The organism is Amycolatopsis sp. NPDC045836, assembly GCF_056431745.1.
Map to the genome: position 1 here is coordinate 1 of NZ_JBWKKF010000002.1, position 17,920 is coordinate 17,920.

General features: G+C 70.9%; 16 protein-coding genes and 1 riboswitch. Of the genes, 8 read left to right on the forward strand and 8 right to left on the reverse strand.

Annotation, left to right across the window (positions count from 1 at the left end; all coding sequences use genetic code 11):
* Nucleotides 1–139: 139 nt before the first annotated feature.
* The 5 genes from AC07EG_RS02670 to metG form a co-directional block, all read right to left on the reverse strand.
* Nucleotides 140–1,150: a methionine ABC transporter ATP-binding protein gene (locus tag AC07EG_RS02670; protein ID WP_478251237.1), complete on the reverse strand. Its 1,011-nt coding sequence runs from the start codon at nucleotides 1,148–1,150 to the stop codon at nucleotides 140–142.
* A 240-nt stretch (nucleotides 1,151–1,390) separates the two neighbouring features.
* Nucleotides 1,391–1,479, reverse strand: a riboswitch (SAM riboswitch).
* Between the two features lie 70 nt (nucleotides 1,480–1,549).
* A complete protein-coding gene (gene rsmA, locus AC07EG_RS02675; protein ID WP_478251238.1) occupies nucleotides 1,550–2,407 on the reverse strand; it encodes a 16S rRNA (adenine(1518)-N(6)/adenine(1519)-N(6))-dimethyltransferase RsmA in 858 nt (285 codons plus the stop codon).
* Between the two features lie 168 nt (nucleotides 2,408–2,575).
* Nucleotides 2,576–3,985 carry a transglycosylase family protein gene (locus AC07EG_RS02680; RefSeq protein WP_478251746.1) on the reverse strand — a complete coding sequence of 470 codons (1,410 nt, stop codon included), beginning with the start codon at nucleotides 3,983–3,985 and terminating at the stop codon, nucleotides 2,576–2,578.
* A 362-nt stretch (nucleotides 3,986–4,347) separates the two neighbouring features.
* The gene (locus AC07EG_RS02685) at nucleotides 4,348–5,190 is read right to left on the reverse strand and encodes a TatD family hydrolase (protein ID WP_478251239.1); all 843 of its coding nucleotides are present in this window, start codon (nucleotides 5,188–5,190) and stop codon (nucleotides 4,348–4,350) included.
* Nucleotides 5,169–6,962 (reverse strand): methionine--tRNA ligase, encoded by a 1,794-nt coding sequence (gene metG, locus AC07EG_RS02690; protein ID WP_478251240.1) that lies wholly within the window; start codon nucleotides 6,960–6,962, stop codon nucleotides 5,169–5,171. Before metG ends, AC07EG_RS02685 begins: the two co-directional genes overlap by 22 nt.
* A gap of 51 nt (nucleotides 6,963–7,013) precedes the next feature.
* Between metG and AC07EG_RS02695 the strand changes: the two genes are divergently transcribed.
* The 4 genes from AC07EG_RS02695 to AC07EG_RS02710 all read left to right on the forward strand — a co-directional run bounded on the left by AC07EG_RS02695 (nucleotide 7,014) and on the right by AC07EG_RS02710 (nucleotide 10,133).
* Nucleotides 7,014–7,595 (forward strand): PadR family transcriptional regulator, encoded by a 582-nt coding sequence (locus AC07EG_RS02695; RefSeq protein WP_478251241.1) that lies wholly within the window; start codon nucleotides 7,014–7,016, stop codon nucleotides 7,593–7,595.
* 81 nt (nucleotides 7,596–7,676) lie between these two features.
* Complete coding sequence (locus tag AC07EG_RS02700) at nucleotides 7,677–8,663, forward strand: ATP-binding cassette domain-containing protein (RefSeq protein WP_478251242.1); 987 nt, start codon at nucleotides 7,677–7,679, stop codon at nucleotides 8,661–8,663.
* Nucleotides 8,653–9,420, forward strand: coding sequence for an ABC transporter permease (locus AC07EG_RS02705; protein ID WP_478251243.1), 768 nt, complete (start codon nucleotides 8,653–8,655; stop codon nucleotides 9,418–9,420). The genes AC07EG_RS02700 and AC07EG_RS02705 overlap by 11 nt, the downstream gene beginning before the upstream one ends.
* Nucleotides 9,421–9,518: 98 nt before the next feature.
* Nucleotides 9,519–10,133 (forward strand): GH25 family lysozyme, encoded by a 615-nt coding sequence (locus AC07EG_RS02710; RefSeq protein ID WP_478251244.1) that lies wholly within the window; start codon nucleotides 9,519–9,521, stop codon nucleotides 10,131–10,133.
* Here the strand turns inward: AC07EG_RS02710 and AC07EG_RS02715 are convergent.
* Nucleotides 10,122–11,105 (reverse strand): DUF4185 domain-containing protein, encoded by a 984-nt coding sequence (locus AC07EG_RS02715; protein ID WP_478251245.1) that lies wholly within the window; start codon nucleotides 11,103–11,105, stop codon nucleotides 10,122–10,124. The two genes, AC07EG_RS02710 and AC07EG_RS02715, sit on opposite strands and share 12 nt — an antisense overlap.
* Before the next feature lie 28 nt (nucleotides 11,106–11,133).
* Between AC07EG_RS02715 and AC07EG_RS02720 the strand changes: the two genes are divergently transcribed.
* Nucleotides 11,134–12,402: an aminodeoxychorismate synthase component I gene (locus tag AC07EG_RS02720; RefSeq protein ID WP_478251246.1), complete on the forward strand. Its 1,269-nt coding sequence runs from the start codon at nucleotides 11,134–11,136 to the stop codon at nucleotides 12,400–12,402.
* Here AC07EG_RS02720 and AC07EG_RS02725 read toward each other — a convergent pair.
* Nucleotides 12,386–13,345, reverse strand: a complete 960-nt coding sequence (locus AC07EG_RS02725) for a quinone oxidoreductase family protein (protein WP_478251247.1) — start codon at nucleotides 13,343–13,345, stop codon at nucleotides 12,386–12,388. The two genes, AC07EG_RS02720 and AC07EG_RS02725, sit on opposite strands and share 17 nt — an antisense overlap.
* 81 nt (nucleotides 13,346–13,426) lie before the next feature.
* On the opposite strand from AC07EG_RS02725, the gene AC07EG_RS02730 reads away from it, so the two are divergent.
* A complete protein-coding gene (locus tag AC07EG_RS02730; protein WP_478251248.1) occupies nucleotides 13,427–13,981 on the forward strand; it encodes a QsdR family transcriptional regulator in 555 nt (184 codons plus the stop codon).
* On the opposite strand, the gene rsmI is transcribed toward AC07EG_RS02730, so the two are convergent.
* On the reverse strand, nucleotides 13,970–14,815 hold the full coding sequence (rsmI, locus tag AC07EG_RS02735; protein WP_478251249.1) for a 16S rRNA (cytidine(1402)-2'-O)-methyltransferase: 846 nt from the start codon (nucleotides 14,813–14,815) through the stop codon (nucleotides 13,970–13,972). The genes AC07EG_RS02730 and rsmI overlap by 12 nt on opposite strands.
* 93 nt (nucleotides 14,816–14,908) lie before the next feature.
* On the opposite strand from rsmI, the gene AC07EG_RS02740 reads away from it, so the two are divergent.
* Entirely contained in the window at nucleotides 14,909–16,486 is a 1,578-nt protein-coding gene (locus AC07EG_RS02740; protein ID WP_478251250.1) for a dolichyl-phosphate-mannose--protein mannosyltransferase, read from the forward strand.
* Between the two features lie 82 nt (nucleotides 16,487–16,568).
* On the forward strand, nucleotides 16,569–17,543 hold the full coding sequence (locus tag AC07EG_RS02745; protein ID WP_478251251.1) for a chitinase: 975 nt from the start codon (nucleotides 16,569–16,571) through the stop codon (nucleotides 17,541–17,543).
* Nucleotides 17,544–17,920 lie beyond the last annotated feature (377 nt).

Here is a 17,920-nt window from a genome sequence, read left to right on the forward strand (position 1 = left end):
CACGGACCCCACCCAAAAACACCCACCCCCCCCCCTCCCCCCCGCCCCCCTCCCCCCCCCCCCCCCCCCCCCCCCCCCCCTCCCTCCCTCTCCCCCCCCCCCCCCCCCCCCCCCCCCCCCCCCACCCCCGATCCGTGGCTCAGGCGGCGACGCCCTGCGGCCCGTTCACCGGATGGGTGAGGTGGGCACCGCGCTCGGCGATCCACGCCAGCGCGCCGTCGGCCTGCTCACCACGCAGGCCGAGACGGAAGCGGCCGACCGGGGTGTCCCCGATCCGGGTCAGGCCACCGCCGATGGTGGCGATGTCCACCCCGAACCGGGTGGCGGCCTCGGGCAGCAGCGCGCCGACCGAGGCGAAGCCGATCAGCACCACGTCGACCGCGCGGTCGTAGCGGGCGGACTGGCTGCGCGGGGTCTCGATGTCCGGCAGCAGCGCCTTCGCGGTGCGGCTCGACGGGTCGACCAGCAGTGAGAGCACGTGGCCGTTTTCCACGACCCGGCCGTCTTCGAGCACGGCGACGTCGTCGCAGATGCGGCGGACCACCCCGGCGTCGGGCGTGGTGACGACCACGGTCAGGCCCAGTTCGGCCCGCGCCCGGTCGAGGGCGGTGAGCACCCCGGCGGCGTCGTCGCCCTCGAGCCCGGCGGTCGGGTCGTCGGCGAGCAGCACGGCGGGCGAGGTGGCCAGCGCCTTGGCGACGGCCACCCGGCGGCGCTGCCCCGGGTTCAGCTCGGCCGGGTGCTGGCCGCCGCGCTGGGTCAGGCCGACCAGGTCGAGCAGGTTGCCCACGCGCGTGCGGCGGCGCGGGCCCTCGACGCCGAGCTGCTCCAGCGGCGAGGCCACGTTGCCGGCGACGGTGCGCTCGGGCTGCAGCGTGGCGCGCGAGTCGACGATGCCGACCTGGCGGCGGATCTCCCGCAGGCGGCGGCCGTCGAGCGTGCCGGTGTTGAGCCCGTCGAGGCGGACCACCCCGCGGTCGGGGCGCTCCTGCAGCGCCACGCACCGCGCCAGGGTGGACTTGCCGGAGCCGGCCGGGCCGACCACGCCGTAGAGCGAGCCCGCGTTGATGTCGAAGTTGACGTCGCGCAGGGCGAGCACGGGCGCGGTGTCACCGGGGAAGGATTTGGTCAGGTTTTCGAGCGTGATCACGTGAATGCTCCAACAGCTGGGCGCGGGCGTGCGCCGACCACAAGGAAGCACCGTCGGACGCGACGGTGTGGCGTAGACCGGAAAGCGGCGAAGTGGTTACTGGGTCAGACGTTGGAGCGACGACACGCACTCACCGTGCGGCGACCCTCATCCACGACGCGACGCCGGGTGAGCATGAGTGACTGGAAAACCGCGGGGGACGAGCCCCAGGCTCCCGACCTCCGGTTGAACACTTGGATTCCTCCATCGGTCCTGGCGTTAGCACCTGCCCTCTCGGGAGGTTGCTGCGACTTCGGCGAGCCAGGTCTCTCAGTCGCTCGGGATGGATGCAAGAAGGAGTACACCCGATCCGGTTCGCCGAACGCAAGCCCGTGGTCCGAGATCACACGAACAGCCGCGTTATCCCCCGTTTTCCGCGGCTGCCGCGATGCGGGCGAATTCTTCGACGGTCAGTTGCTCACCGCGCGTGCGCGCGTCGACACCGGCGGCGGTGAGCAGCGCTTCCGCCCGCTCGGCGGAACCCGCCCAACCGGCCAGTGCGGCGCGGAGGGTCTTGCGGCGCTGGGCGAAGGCGGCGTCCACCACGGCGAAGGTGGTCCGCCGGTCAGCGGGCTGAGTGGTCTGGACCCGTTCGAAGGCGACGAGCGCGGAGTCGACGTTGGGCACCGGCCAGAACACCGCGCGCGGCACCGCGGCGGCCTTCTTGGCGCGGCCGTACCAGGCGAGCTTCACGCTCGGCACGCCGTAGGTCCGGCTGCCGGGACCGGCGGCCATGCGGTCGGCCACCTCGGTCTGGACCATGACCAGTGCGCGGCGGAGGCCCGGCAGTTCGGCGAGCAGGTGCAGCACGACGGGCACGGCGACGTTGTAGGGCAGGTTCGCGACGAGCGCGGTGGGGGGTTCGCCGAGGTCCTGTTCCTCGATCTTCAGCGCGTCGGCGGCGATGACGGTGAGGTTGCCGGCGTGCTCGCTGTGCTCGGCGACGGTCTCGGGGAGCTTGCCCGCGAGCACGGGGTCGATCTCGACGGCGACCACCTGCGCGCCCGTGCCGAGGAGCCCCAGCGTCAGCGACCCGAGCCCGGGACCGACTTCGAGGACGCGGTCCTCGTCGGTGACCCCGGCGAGCTGCACGATCCGGCGCACGGTGTTGGGGTCGTGCAGGAAGTTCTGGCCGAGCTTCTTGGTCGGCCGCACGTCCAGTTCGGCCGCCAGGCCGCGGATCTCGGCGGGGCCGAGCAGCCCGGCAGGTTTGGTCACGGGTGGTGAGTTTAGGTGTGGGCTTCTTGGTGCGGACGGGGTGCCCACCCCGGCTTCTGATGGTGACTACGGCGTGGATGACCTTGTCAAGGCGGGGGAGTGTGGGTGGTCACCTGGGGCGGACTGGCCGCCGGTTCGCGTGTGGTGTGGCGCTCGCCAACGGTGGGCTCAGGCCAGGCCCAGTTTCTTGGAGCAGTGGGGCCAGGCGCCGTAGTTGCCGCGGGCGTCGCGCAGCTTGGTGGCGACGGCGATCTGCTGCTCCCGGCTGGCCTGGTGCGGCAGCTGGGCGTACTGCGTGCCGCCGTAGGCCTTCCAGGTACTGGCGTTGAACTGCAGGCCGCCGTAGTAGCCGTTGCCGGTGTTCGCGGCCCAGTTGCCGGTGGACTCGCATTGCGCGAGCCTGTCCCACACCGCACCGCCGGAGACCGGTGGCACGGCGGCCTTCTTGGTGCCGACCCGGATCTTCTTCGGCTTGGCTTCCTTGGTGATCTCCTCGGAGATCTTCTCCCGGGCGATCTCCTTGTCGTTCTCCTTCGTCACCCGGTAGGTGACGTTCTTCGAACCGGCTTCGCCCTCTTCCTCGACAACGGTCTTGCCCTTGTCGAGGGTGTCGTCCTTGATCTCCTCGACCGGCGGGGGGATCTCTTCGTTCTCGTTGATCACCGAGACGCCGGTGCGGCTGATGTGCACCTCGGCGCCGTCGGTCAGCTTGTAGTCCAAGCCGCCGTCGACCTTGTCCTCCGGGCCGATCGTCAGCTGCAGCTCCTGGAAGAACTCCTTCGCCGTCACCGCGTTCGTGGTGACCTGGCGCGGCTCGCTGCCCCCGTCGAAGAGGGTGATGTGCTTCTGGGTCTTGATCTCCAGGGTCATGCCCTCGAGCGGGATCTGCCCGTCACCGGGGGCGGACATCCAGGTGCCCGCCTTGCCCGCCTCGGCAAGGCCGAGCTGGGTCATCGCCTCGGACACGGTGGTCGCGCGCACCCACGCCTCGCGGGGGGTCCCGTCGACGATCAGGTTCAGCTGGCGACCGCGCTCCAGGGTGATGACGGTGTCGTCGGCGACCGCGGCGTCCGGCGACGGCGAGATCGCGTCGTGCGCGCCGATCGAGTAGCCGGCGTCCTTGAGCACCTCGCCGACGGTGCCGCCGAAGGTGTTGACCGTCTGCTGCGCGCCGTCGACGTCGACGGTGACGCTCTTGTTCATCGCCATCGCGGCGGCGCCGCCACCGGTCAGGGTGAGCAGCACGGCCATCACGGTGCCCTTGAGGAACCGCTTCTTCCAGGTCTTGGCGGCCTTGACGACGCCGTCCTCGACCGGCAGCGGCGCGCCCTCGGCGACCCGGTCCTCGCTGATCTCGTCGGGGATGACGATCGGCGGGAGCATCGTGGTCTCGGCGTTGATCAGCCGGATCAGTTCGTCGACGTCGACGTTGGCCTCGGCCATCAACGCGTCGGCGTCCGGCCCGAGCACGGCCAGCACGTCGTGCGGCGTGACGTTCAGGTCGTCGGAGAAGTCGAGTTCGCCCTCGGGGTTGGGCCAGTCGAGCGTGCCGACGCCCCCACCGGAGGAGGCGAACATGCTCGTCGGGTTGTCCTGGCGCGCGTATTCGCCGCGCCCGTAACCACCAGTCACTGGGTCGATCCCTTTCACAAAAAAGGCCGTTGCCTTCACTTCGGCGCCGAAGCACCGGTTATCCGGCTCCCGCAGTCAGCGCCATCCAAGCGTTCCCGGGCTTCGGGGACCCGGTAGCACTTCCCCGACGTGCACTGACGTGACTGTGGGTGTCCCGGCGACCGCCCCTCTGCGGGCAACCGACCGGCACGATCACGGGACAGTAACGAAGACTCGGGGGTTGCGCAAACACCCCCCGCAGTGTCGTGATCTGTATCACTCCTCGGATGGCCCAGTGGCACTGATCCTTTGTCGCAATGCGTCAAACCCTAAGTAACAGCGGGGAGTCGGAAGACGCGTTCGGCCGTCTCGCGCACCGCGTCGGAAATCGTTTCCACCGGCTCTTCCCGCAGCTCAGCCAGGTAACGCACGGTGTAGGCGGTGCAGTAGGGCTCGTTCGGCCTGCCCCGGTGCGGGTGGGGGGTCAAGAACGGGGCATCCGTCTCGACCACGAATTGACCGAGTGGCGCGATCCGCGCCGCGTCGTGCAGTCCGCGGGCGTTCTTGAACGTGACCGTGCCGGCGAACGAGAGCACGTAACCGGCGTCGAGGCACTTGCGGGCGAACTCCCCGTCACCGGAGAAGCAGTGGAACACCACGGTCTCCGGCGCGCCCTCCTCGGCGAGGATGCGGAACACGTCGTCGTGCGCGTCGCGGTCGTGGATCATCAGCGCCTTGCCGAGCCGCTTGGCGAGGTCGATGTGCCAGCGGAACGCCTCCTGCTGGGCTTCGTGCGGGGCGTAGTCCCAGTAGTAGTCGAGGCCGGTCTCCCCGACCGCCACCACCCGCTCACCGCGAGCCAGTCGCTCTACTTCGGACTTTTCCGCCTCGCCGAAGTCCTTGGTGCGCGTGGGGTGCACCGCCACCGCGGCATACACCCGATCGTCCCAAGTGGACGCTTCGGCGGCCCAGCGGGCGGCGGCGAGGTCGTCGGCGACGGTGACCACGCGGGTCACCCCCGCCGCCGCGGCGCGGTCGGCCATGGCGGTCACGTCGGCCGCGGTGACCGCGCCGCAGGCGTCCATGTGCGTGTGCGCGTCGACCACCGGTGCGGGCAGCCGCTCCGGCACCGGTGGCAGCTCCTTCCCGCTCACGGCTCGATCGGCGCCCATTCCGGTCCGGTCTCGGCCAGTTCGGCGTCGAGCTTGGCGAACAGCGGCGACGGCTTGGCCAGCGGGCGCCCGACCTCGATCGGCGTGGACGACCACTTCGCCTGCTCGGCGGCGTAGTCCCCGGTCAGGATCGGGTTCGTCCGGCCGTCGATGTCGAGGTCGGGCACGTCCTGCAGCTCCGGCTGCGCGGCCCACACCCCGGTGCCGCCCAGCGCCTCGTGCACCTTCTGCGCCGAGTGCGGCAGGAACGGCGTCAGCATGGTGTTGGCGTCGGAGACCACCTGCAGCGCGGTGTGCAGCACGCTGTCGCGCCGCGCGGTGTCCTCCTTGAGCTTCCACGGCTCCTGGTCGGACAGGTACTTGTTCGCCGCCGAGACGACCTTCATCGCCTCGCCGAGCGCCAGTTTGAACCGCGAGCGCGCCAGGTGCCCGCCGACGGTCTCGAACGCCTGCCGCGACAGCGCCTTCAGCTCCTCGTCGGCCGGGGACGGCGCGGACGGCGCGGGCACCCCGCCGTTGTTCTTGTGCGCCATCGAGATCGACCGGTTGACCAGGTTGCCCCACTCGTTGGCCAGCTCGAAGTTGGTGCGGCGGACGAATTCGTCCCAGGTGAACGCGGTGTCCTGGGTTTCGGGACCGGCCGCGGCGATGAAGTACCGCAGCGAGTCCGGGCCGTACTCGCGCAGGAAGTCGTTGACGTAGATGACCGTGCCGCGCGAGGTGGAGAACTTCGAGCCGCTCATGGTGAGGAACTCGCTGGAGACGATCTCGCTCGGCAGGTTCAGCTCGCCGTACGGGCCCGGCTCACCGCCCTTGTCGCCCTGGCCGTTGTGCCCCATCAGCAGCGCGGGCCAGATCTGCGCGTGGAAGGTGATGTTGTCCTTGCCCATGAAGTAGTACGAGCGGGCGTCGGGGTTGTTCCACCACTGCTGCCAGGCGTCCGGGTCACCGGAGCGGCGGGCCCACTCCACGCTGGCCGAGAAGTAGCCGATGACCGCGTCGAACCACACGTAGAACCGCTTCATCGGCTGGTCGCGCCAGCCGTCCAGCGGGATCTTCACGCCCCAGTCCAGGTCGCGGGTGATCGGCCGGGGCCGCATGTCGTCGACCAGGTTCCTGGTGAAGTTGAGCACGTTGGGCCGCCAGTCGGTCTTGGTGGCCAGCCACTTGCCCAGGGTCTGGGTGAACGCGGGCAGGTCGAGGAAGTAGTGCTCGGTCTCGACGAACTTCGGCGTCTCGCCGTTGATCCGGGACTTCGGGTTGATCAGCTCGGCGGCGTCAAGCTGGTTGCCGCAGTTGTCGCACTGGTCGCCGCGCGCGCCGTCGTAGCCGCAGATCGGGCAGGTGCCCTCGACGTAGCGGTCGGGCAGGGTGCGCCCGGTGGACGGGCTGATCGCGCCGCGCGTGGTCTTCGGCACCACGTACCCGTTGCGGTGCAGGGCCAGGAAGATCTGCTGGGTGACCGCGGCGTGGTTGCCGGTGCTGGTGCGGGTGAACAGGTCGTAGGTCAGGCCGAGGCCGCGCAGGTCCTCGCCGATCTGGCGGGTGTACTTGTCGGCGGTCTGCTGGGAGGTCAGCCCCTCCTTGTCGGCCTGCACGGTGATCGGCGTGCCGTGCTCGTCGGTGCCGGAGACCATGAGCACCCGGTGGCCGGCCATGCGCTGGTAGCGGGAGAAGACGTCTGACGGGACGCCGAAGCCGGACACGTGGCCGATGTGGCGGGGGCCGTTGGCGTAGGGCCAGGCCACCGCGGTCAACACTGGGGTGCTCATACCCGATTAGCCTACGGAAGCTGTCACCCGAGTTCCGCCCTGGGAGGCCCGTTGTCCGCGACCCGCTTGCTGGTCCTCGGCGTGGTGCGGATGAGCGGCCGCGCCCACGGCTACCAGGTCCGGCGCGAGCTGCTCGGCTGGCGGGCGGACAGGTGGGCCAGCGTGCAGCCCGGCTCGATCTACCACGCGCTGAAGAAGATGGCGCGCGAGGAACTGCTGGAGGAGGTCAGCACCGAGTCCGGCCGCGGCCCCGACCGGGTGGCCTACCAGCTCACCGAAGCGGGTGAGCGCGAGTTCCACCGGCTGCTGACCGGGGCGCTGTCCGACGCCGACCTGACCGGGCACCTGCTCTCCGCCGGCATCGTGCTGATGCCGATGCTGGAGCGCGCCCGCGCGATCGAGCTGCTGAAGCTGCTGGAGGTCCGGCTCGACGGCGCGATCTCGGAAACCCTGCACACCGCGGGGCACGCGCACGACTGGGGGCACCCGCCGCACGTGGTGCGGATGTACGGGCTGTGGGGCGGGCTCACCGAGACCGCCCGGTCCTGGGTGCACGACCTCGTCGTCGCGCTGGAGGCGGGCGAGTACCAGATGGCCGACGACGATCCCCCCACCTTTTCCATCCCCCGGTAATCACGTTTGACCCGGCAGCGATGTGTGGGGGAGCATGCTGCTCGCTTCACTAGTCAAATTTGATTACCGAGAGGGGAACCCATGATCACCGCACGCGGCCTCGCCCGGCGGTTCACCGCCAGGGGCCGCAGCGTCGACGCGGTCAAGGGCGTCGACATCGACGTGGCCGAGGGGGAACTCGTCGGCTTCCTCGGCCCGAACGGCGCCGGGAAGACCACCACGCTCCGGATGCTGACCACGCTGCTCAAGCCGACCTCCGGGCAGGCCACCGTCGGTGGTTGCGACCTGCTGGCCGATCCGGTCGGCGTGCGCCGCCGCATCGGGTACGTCGCCCAGGCCGGTGGCACCTGGCAGGACTGCAAGGTCATCGAGGAGATCGAGATCCAGGGCAGGCTGTACGGGCTGTCCAAAGCCGACGCGCTGGCCCGCGGCGCCGAACTCGCCGAGCAGCTGGACCTGGCCAACCTGGACCAGCGGCTGACCAAAACGCTCTCCGGCGGCCAGCGCCGCCGGCTCGACATCGTGCTCGGCCTGGTCCACCGGCCCGGCCTGGTCTTCCTCGACGAGCCGACCACCGCGCTCGACCCGCAGAGCCGGGCGAACCTGTGGGAGCACATCCGCTCGCTGCGCACCGAGCACGGCGTGACCGTCTTCCTCACCACGCACTACCTGGACGAGGCCGACTCGCTGTGCGACCGGATCCTGGTCATCGACAACGGCGAGATCGTCGCCGAGGGCACGCCCGACTCGCTCAAGGCCCGGGTCTCCGGTGACGGCGTGACCGTCGGCGTGCCGCCGGAGTCGACCGGTGCCGCCGCCGAGATCGCCGGTCGGCTGACCGGTGCGCACGAGGTGTCCACTGTGGAGGACACGGTGCGCTTCCGGGTGCCGCGCGGTGACGTGGCCCTGCCCGAACTGCTGCGCGCGCTGGACGGCGCCGGCATCCCGATGCGGTCGGTGCAGGTGCACCGCCCCACGCTCGACGACGTCTTCCTCACCCTGACCGGCCGCACGCTGCGCGACGCGGAAGCCGCCACCCCCGCCCAGGAGGCCGCAAGTGTTCCGTGACACCTGGTTGATCTTCAAGCGGGACATGACGCTGTCCCTGCGCAACCCGGCCTGGGTGCTGATCGGCATCATGCAGCCGCTGCTCTACCTGTTCTTCTTCGGCCCGCTGATGGAGAAGGTGGTGCAGAGCACGCCGGGCTTCCCGCCGGGCAACTCCTGGGCCGTGCTGACCCCGGCGATCATGGTGCAGACCGCGTTGTTCGGCACCTCGTTCGCCGGTTTCGGGCTGCTCGCCGAATACCGCGCCGGGGTCACCGAGCGGTTCCGCGTGACGCCGGTCAGCCGCACCGCGCTGCTGTTCGGCAAACTGCTCGCGGCCAGCTTCCAGGCGATCGTGCAGGCGCTGCTGATCATCGTGGTGGCGTTCCTGGTCTTCCCGCTGGAGGCCCCGGTGGCCGGGGTGCTGCTGAGCCTGGTGATCGTGGCGCTGCTGGCGATCACGCTCGGCTCGGCCAGCTACGCGGTGGCCCTGGTGATCAAGAGCGAGACGGCGTTCCCGGCGCTGCTGAACGCGGTGCTGATGCCGTTGCTGCTGCTGTCCGGCATCCTGGTGCCGATCACCACCGGGCTGGCGCCGTCCTGGTTGTACAACCTCTCGCGCATCAACCCGTTCTCCCACGTGGTCGACGCCGAGCGCGCGGCGTTCCGCGGCGACATCACCATGGACGCGTTGTTCACCGGGTGCGTGGCACTGCTGGTGATGGCCGTGCTCACCGTGTTCTGGGGCGTGCGCACGTTCCAGAAGGAGAACGCGTGACGGCCTGATTCTTTTTCGGACACGCTGGTCCGCGCAGGCCACCATGTGTGCTGATCGCACGTATGGTGGCCTTTCACCCATCTCGGGGGAGGAGGGGAATGCGCGAACCCGAGCCCGAGCGCGGCATCAACCTGTCCCACCACGAGACCGTGGACGACTGGAAAACCGTCCGCGCCCACGGAGTTCTGTTCTCCAGCGTGACCGTCACCGAAAGCACGAACTGGAGCGATACAGCGGCGATCCGCAACATCCGGGCCGCCCAGGCAGCCGGGCTGCACACCGGCGCCAGGCACTTCGCCCGCCCCGGATCGGTGCACGAACAGGTGACGCACTTCCAGCGCACCGCGAGTCCGCTCGGGGTGTTCGCGCCGGGTTCGCTGGCGCCCTCGCTGGACGTGCGCGCGCCGGGCATCAACGACCGGTTCATCAAGTCGTGGATCCGCGGCATCCGGCACGCGGCGAACATCAAGCGGGTACTGGTGTACGCGGGTTACGAGCAGTGGCTGCACGAGTTGCACCCGGACAAGTGGGCCGATTCCGAAGTGGTGCTGTGGCTGGCGCGGCACAACGGCATCCCCGGCCGCCCCGGCTGGTTCCACTCGCGACTCGGTGTGCACCAGCACGGCAGCGGTGACGACGCACCGGGCTTCCACGGCGAGATCGGGTACGACGCCGTGGTGTACCCGTTCGCCCTGGCGGACCTACTGCTCTAACTTCGTCCTGTACAGGAAGACGTTGTACGGCCCCCACTGCGAGACCAGGTAGTAGACCTCGTCCCCGTCGAGCGCCCAGGGGTGCAGGTAACCGCCGTAGAGCGCGGGCCGGTCCCGGCCGGACACCACCACCTGACCGTCCGACCACGGACCTTCGAGGCGGCCGGCGGTGCGCAGCACGATCGCCGCGCGGTGCTCGTCGAGGTGCATCGCCAGCCAGCATCCGAAGTGGACGCTGTACGCCACGGACAGCTCCCCCACCGGTCCCGGCAGCACCGGCGCGGCGGCGAACTCGTCGCGGCCCCAGCCGCCGCCGGTCCAGTACCGGTAGGCGGCGGGTTCGAGCAGCGACGCCGGATCGACCCTGGCCAGGTGAGCCGGGCCGAAGCGGCCGCTGGTGGTGCCGAACAGGTACACGTGGTCACCGTCCCTGGCGAACGAGCCGATCTGGAACGGGTGGTCGCCTTCGGCCCGGTTGGGCCAGCGCGCCCGGCTCGGCTGCGCCCAGGTGGTCCCACCATCGGCCGACACCGCGATGCCGCCGTGGTTGGTCTGCCACTGGCCGGGAGGTCCCCAGCTCCGCACGGACATGTACTGCACGTACTGCCTGCCGTCGACGGCGATGCCGCTGTTGGGGATGATCGTCACCTCGTCGCGGCGGTCGCCGGAGGCGAGCACCTGCGCGGCCGCGCCGTCCTCGCGCGCGACCACCCCGTCCAGCCGCAGCCCGCGCGACAGGTCGCGGTCGGACGAATGGGCGAGCACGTTGCACCGCCAGTCCGCTTCGGGTGGTCCGGCTCCGTGGCCACCCCAGCCCCGGCCGTAGGTGTCGCCGAAGAGCACCAGCACCCGGCCGTCACCGGCGTCCCAGAGGATGCCGAGGTCGGTGGCGTGGATGCCGAACCGCTCGTCGGTGCCGGTGCCCGCGCCCGTGATCTGAGCCACTTGGCTGGTTTCCACTACTCGGACCATGCCCCGACGGTAGGTCACAATGACGGCCATGCGGTTGGTGCGCACGGCGTTGCACTCGACGGTGGCGCCGGAGGCGGCGCTGTTGCTGCTCGACGCGCGCGCCCGCCGCCTCGGGCTGCCACCGCCCGCGGCGTTGTCCGGCGAGTGGTTCGGTTCGCGGGCGGTCATCGCGCCGAGCGTGGCGATCGGCGAGGTGCCCGACGCCGAGGCGTACGCGCTGCCGTCCGCCGAGGTCGACGACGTCGTCCCGGGTGCGGTCGGCGGCGGCTGGTTCGGTTACCTCTCCTACGACCTGACCGATCCCAGCGAGCGGCGCACCCCGTTGCCGCGGGCCGCGTGGGGCTGGGCCGGCCACGTGCTGCGCCTGGACGGTGACGGCAGGTGGTGGTTCGAAGCCCTGGTCGACGGCGATGAGCCGGTCGAGCTGCGCCGGGACCTGGAAGCGGCGCTGGACGGGGTGCCACCGCGGCCCGGCTGGACCGCGACCGGGCTGAACCGGCCGTTGCCCGCCGAGCACCACGACGCGGTGAAGACCTGCGTGCACGCGATCGAAGCCGGGGAACTGTTCCAGGCGAACATCTGCACGCGGTTCTCGGCCACCTTCGACGGCAGCGCGAGCGCGTTGTTCGGCGAGGGCATCCGGCGGTTGCGACCACGACGAGCCGCGTTCCTCAGCGGCGGCTGGGGCGCGGTCGTCTCGTTGTCGCCGGAACTGTTCCTCTCCCGGCACGGTGATCTCGTCCGGTCGGTGCCGATCAAGGGCACGCTGCCGCGCCGGGGTCCCGGTGACGACCACCTGGCCGCCGAGCTGCGGCGGTCCGCGAAGGACGTCGCGGAGAACGTGATGATCACCGACCTGGTGCGCAACGACCTCGGCCGGGTCTGCGCGGTCGGCAGCGTCCGGGTGCCGGAGCTGCTCGCCGTGCGCCCCGCCCCCGGCGTCTGGCACCTGGAGTCCACAGTGGAGGGGAGGTTGCGCGGCGGGGACGACGCCCTGCTCGCGGCCACCTTCCCGCCCGGCTCGGTGACCGGCGCGCCGAAGATCCGCGCGCTGGACCTGATCGCCGAACTCGAGCCCGCACCACGCGGGGTCTACACCGGCGCGATCGGCCTGGTGTCCCCGGTGGCCGGGCTCGAGCTGAACGTCGCGATCCGCACCTTCGAACTGCACGGGGGCAGGCTGTGGCTGGGTGTCGGCGGCGGGATCACCGCCGACTCCGACCCGGCCCGCGAATGGCAGGAGTGCCTGCACAAGGCCGCTCCGCTGGAGCGCCTGCTGGCTACGCCCGCGGGTTGAGCAGCAGCTTGCCGGTGGTGGCGCGGGAGCGGAGGTCCTCGTGCGCCCGGCGGGCGTCGGCGAGCGCGTACTCACCGCCGTTGATCGCCCTGACCCGGCCGCTCTTCGCCAGGTCGAACAGCTCGGCGAGGCCGCGCTCGAACAGGCCGCCCGGCAGGCGCAGCGCGTGCGGCAGCCAGATGCCGGAGATGGTGGTCGAGTGGCTGAGCAGGTTCCCCAGCTCCACCGGCTTCGGCTGCTCGCGGCTGGCCATGCCGTAGAAGACGAGGCGGCCGAACGGCGCCAGCGCGGCGATGCTCTCGTCGGTGATGCGGCCGCCGGTCATGTCGAGCACGATGTCCACGCGCTTGCCGCCGTTGGCTTCGCGCAGCACGTCGGTCATGTTCTCCGCACGCGAGTCCACCGCCACGTCGGCACCGAGGTCGACGGCCAGCTGCCGCTTGTCCTCGGCACTCGCGGTGGCGATCACCCGGCCGGCGCCCCACGCCTTGGCCAGCTGCACGGCGAGCGAACCGACCCCACCGGCGGCGGCGTGCACGACCACCGACTCACCGGCCTCCAGGTGCGCGTTCTTGCGCAGCAGCAGCCACGCGGTCATGCCCTGGGCGATGAACGCGAGCGCGGTGTGGTCGTCGATGCCCTCCGGCACGTCGTAGGTGGTCGCCTCCGGGGCGATGGCCTTCTCCGCGTACCCGCCGGCCTTGTGCAGCAGCGCCACCACGCGCCTGCCGTCCGGCGTGCGGCCGACGACCTCACCACCCGGCACCAGCGGCAGCTCGGTGGGCGCGAGGTAGCTGTTCTCGGCCTGGTGCGTGTCGGCGTAGTTGAGGCCGGCGTGGTCGACCTCGATCAGCACCTCGCCGGGGCCGGGCACCGGATCGGGCAGTTCGGCGAGCTTCAGCACCTCGGGCCCGCCGAACTCGGTCACCTGCACAGCACGCATTCCAGTCAGCCTTTCCTCGTCCGAATGAGACGATCCTACCGATCGTCTCACGGTGAGACAATGGCGTGTTATGTTCCATACGTGGTCTCCACCAAACCGGACGTGACGGACGCGTTCAGCCTGGCGCGGCAGTGGTTCCTCGACGGGCGGCGGATCGACATGCAGGAGCTGGCCGCCGAGCTGCGGGTGGGCCGGGCCACGCTGTTCCGCTGGGTCGGCAACCGGGAGCAACTGCTCGGCGAGGTCATCTGGTCCATCACCGAGCGCACCTTCGACCGGCACCACCGGGCGGTCGGCGGCTGCGGCGGGGCCCGCATCGCCGAGGTCGTCGGCACCTACGTGCGCACGGTCAACAGCGACGAACCGTTCCGCGCGTTCCTGCGCCGCGAGCCGGAACGCGCGCTGCGCCTGCTCACCACAAAGGCGAGCCTGGTGCAGCGGCGGACGATCGCGGCGGTCGAGGAGCTGCTCACCGAGGAGATCGAGAACGGCACGCTGGAACCACCGTTGCCGGTGCACGACCTGGCCTACCTGATCGTGCGGATCGCCGAGTCGTTCATCTACACCGACATCATCTCCGGCGAAGAACCCGACGCCGACAAGGCACGGGAAGCCGTCGCGGCGCTACTCCGCTGACCTGCGCGCGGCCAGCACGGCGTCGTACAGCTCCTTCTTCGAGACACCGGTGGCCTCGGCGACCTCGGCGGCGGCCGACTTGAGGCGCTCACCGGCGGCGACCCGCTCGGCCACCTCGCCGACCAGGTCCGCCACGCTCGCCGACCGCGGCGGTGCGCCCGCCAGCACCACGGTGATCTCACCGCGGACCCCTTCATCGGCCCAGTCCGCCAGCTCGCCGAGCGAACCCCGCTTGACCTCTTCGTAGGTCTTGGTCAGCTCCCGGCACACCGCCGCCCGCCGGTCCGCGCCCAGGCTCCCGGCGGCGTCACGCAGGGTGGCCGCCAGCCGGTGCGGGGATTCGAAGAACACGGTGGTGCGTGGCTCAGTGGCCAGGCCACTGAGCCACTTGGCCCGTTCGCCGCTCTTGCGCGGCGCGAAGCCGTCGAAGCAGAAGCGGTCCGAGGCCAGGCCGGACAACGCCAGCGCGGTGGTCACCGCGGACGGGCCGGGCAGGCAGGTGACCGGCAGGTCCGCCTCGACGCAGGCCACCACCAGGCGGTACCCGGGATCGGACACGCTCGGCATCCCCGCGTCGGTGACCAGCAGCACGGTCTCCCCGGCGCGGATCGCCTCGACCAGCTTCGGCAGGCGCGAGGTCTCCACGTCCTCGTAGAAGCTGACCACCCGGCCGGTGGGCGTGACCTCCAGCGCGGCGGCCAGCGAGCGCAGGCGCCGGGTGTCCTCGGCGGCGATCACGTCGGCCCGGCCGAGCGCCTCGACCAGGCGCCGCGAGGCGTCCCGCACGTCGCCCAGCGGTGTCGCGGCGAGCACCAGCCGCCCGGTCTCCGGCATGTGAGGAGCCTAAGGGGTCCGGGCGGCACCGCGGCCGACGGGCCAGCGGGCGCTCGCGGCGACCTCACAGCGCGGCGCCTAGGATCGGACCCCGTGACCGCACTCCTGATGCGCTCGCCCGGTGACGGCGCGTACCCGGATCCGGTCGACGAGCACGCCCCGCGCTCCGATCGCGAGGCCGCCCTGCTCGGCCGCCCGATGCCCGCCGACCGGCTGCGCGGCTGGGTGGTCACGCTGGTGCTGGTGGCCATCGGCGGCGTGCTCCGCTTCCAGAACCTCGGCTTCCCCACCGACAAGGGCACGCCGGTCTTCGACGAGAAGCACTACGTGCCGCAGGCGTGGCAGATGCTGCGCAACGGCGGTTACGAGGACAACTACGCCTACGAGCTGATCGTGCACCCGCCGGTGGCCAAGCAGCTGATCGCGCTCGGCGAATGGCTGTTCGGCTACAACGGCTGGGGCTGGCGCTTCTCCGCGGCGCTGGCGGGCACCGTGCTGATCCTGCTGGTGATCCGGATCGCCCGGCGGCTGACCCGCTCCACCTTCCTCGGCGGCGTGGCCGGTGTGCTGGTCATCTGCGACGGCGTGCTCCACCTGCAGTCGCGGATGGGCATGCTGGACATCTTCACCGCGTTGTTCGTGGTGGCCGCGTTCGGCTGCCTGCTGCTCGACCGCGACCAGGTGCGCGAGCGGATGGCGCTGGCGGTCCGCGAAGGCTGGGCGGGCGAATCGCCGTACGGGCCGCGGCTGGGGTTCCGCTGGTGGCGGTTCACCGGCGGGGTGATGCTCGGGCTCTCGCTCGGCGTCAAGTGGTCGGGGCTGTACTACATCCTCGCGTTCGGCCTGCTCTGCGTCGGTTTCGACGTGGCGGCCCGGCGGGCGGCCGGCGTCGCGCGGCCGTGGCTCGGCACGCTGCGCCGGGACGTCGCGCCCGCGCTGTGGGGGCTGGTCGCCATTCCGGTGCTGGTCTACCTCGGTACCTGGGCGTTCTGGTTCGCCAGCGAGACCGCTACCGACCGGCACCTGGTCGAGCTGGACGGCATCCAGCCGTGGTGGGTGTTCGGCTGGGTGCCGGACGCGCTGGCTTCCCTGGTGCACTACTCGCTGCACGTGCTCGACTTCCACGCCGGGCTGAAGACGCCGGAGAACGATCCGCACCCGTGGGAGTCGAAGCCGTGGACGTGGCCGATGGGGCTGCGGCCGATGCTCTATTCCTACGAATCGGGCGCCAACGCCGCCGGCTGCGGTGAGGCCGACTGCGTGCGGGCCACCATGCTGATCGGCACCCCGGCCATGTGGTGGCTCTCGCTGCCGGTGCTGGCCTGGGGGCTGTGGCGGTCGGCGTTCCGGGCGGACTGGCGGTACGCGTCGGTGGTGGTCGCCTACCTCGCCGGACTGCTGCCGTGGTTCGTCAACCTCGACCGCCAGATGTACTTCTTCTACGCCACGCCGATGGCGCCGTTCCTGGTGCTCGGGCTGACGCTGGTGCTCGGGCAGGTCCTCGGCGCGGTGCGGCAGGGCTTCGAGCGGCGGGGCACCGGGCTGCTGGTGGTGTCGCTGTACGTGGGGCTGGTGGTGGCCAACTTCGCCTGGCTGTGGCCGATCCTCAACGGTGAATCGATCACCAACGAGCACTGGCAGTCGGAGCTGTGGCTGCCTTCGTGGCGCTGAACCGACTTTCGTCGTGTTGCCGATCCGTCACAGTGGGTCGACCATGGGGACATTGGTTTAGACCACATCGAAGGAGACGGTCATGTCCCTCCGCAGGTCCCTGTTCGCCGCGCTGGCCGGTGCCGCGCTGCTGCTCGCCGGCGCCCCGGCCACCGCGGGCGCGGCGGTGCCGAACAAGCACCTCACCGGTTACTGGCAGAACTTCGTCAACGGCGCGAAGCCGCAGAAGCTCGCCGACGTGCCCGCTGCCTACGACGTGATCGTGCTGGCGTTCGCCAACTCGGACCCGGCGAAACCGGGCGCGGTCACCTTCGGCGTCGACCCCGGCCTGGCCAAGGCGGTAGGCGGGTACACCGACGCGGACCTCAAGGCGGACATCGCCGCGAAGAAGGCGGCGGGCAAGTCGATCCTGCTGTCCATCGGCGGGGAGAAGGGCAACGTCGACCTGAGCTCGCCGTCGAACGTGACGAACTTCGTCAACTCCTTCAGCGCGATCGCCGCTTCGTTCGGCATCCAGGGCCTGGACGTGGACCTGGAGCACGGCCTGAACGTGGCGAACACGGCCAGCGCGATCAAGCAGCTGCGCTCCCGGCTCGGTGCGGGCTTCCTGCTGACCATGGCGCCGCAGACCATCGACGTGCAGCCGGGTGGGCGGTACCTGCAGCTGATCGAGCAGACCAAGGACCTGATCACCGTGGTGCACACGCAGTACTACAACTCGGGCAGCATGCTCGGCTGCAACGACCAGGTGGTGCACCAGGGCAGCGTGGACTTCATCACCGCGCAGGCGTGCTTCCTGCTGCGCACGCTGCGGCCGGACCAGGTGTCGCTGGGCCTGCCCGCCTCCCGCTCGGCGGCCGGCAGCGGCCACGTGGCCCCGACCGTGGTGAACAACGCCCTGAGCTGCCTGGCCAAGCGCACCAACTGCGGCACCTACGTCCCGCCCACCGCCTTCCCGACGATCGGCGGCGTGATGACCTGGTCCACCAACTGGGACGCCACCAGCGGTGGCGCCTTCTCCACCCCGGTCAGGGCCCACCTCAACTCCCTGCGCTGACCACCTCCCCCGGCGGCCGCGCCCACGCCACGCGCGGCCGCCTCCCGGTCCCCACCTCCAGGGCAGGCCAAGCGCAACCGGCTCCCGGCGAGCCCATCCCGAGCCCACGCCCGAGCAGCCGAACCACCCGCTCAAGGCAGGCCGAGCGCAAAGACTCCCCGGCGAGCCCAACCGCCGGCCGGGCCACCCACCACAAGCCCCACACCACGCGCCCGAACCACACCCAAGCCGAGCACGAAGACTCCCGGGAGCCCCACCACAAACCGCCCCCAACCGGAGCCCACCACCAGGCAGCCCAACCACCCTCTCAAGGCAAGCACAAGGCTCCCGGCGAACCCGACCGCCAGCCGGGCCACTCACCAAAACCCCACCTCAAG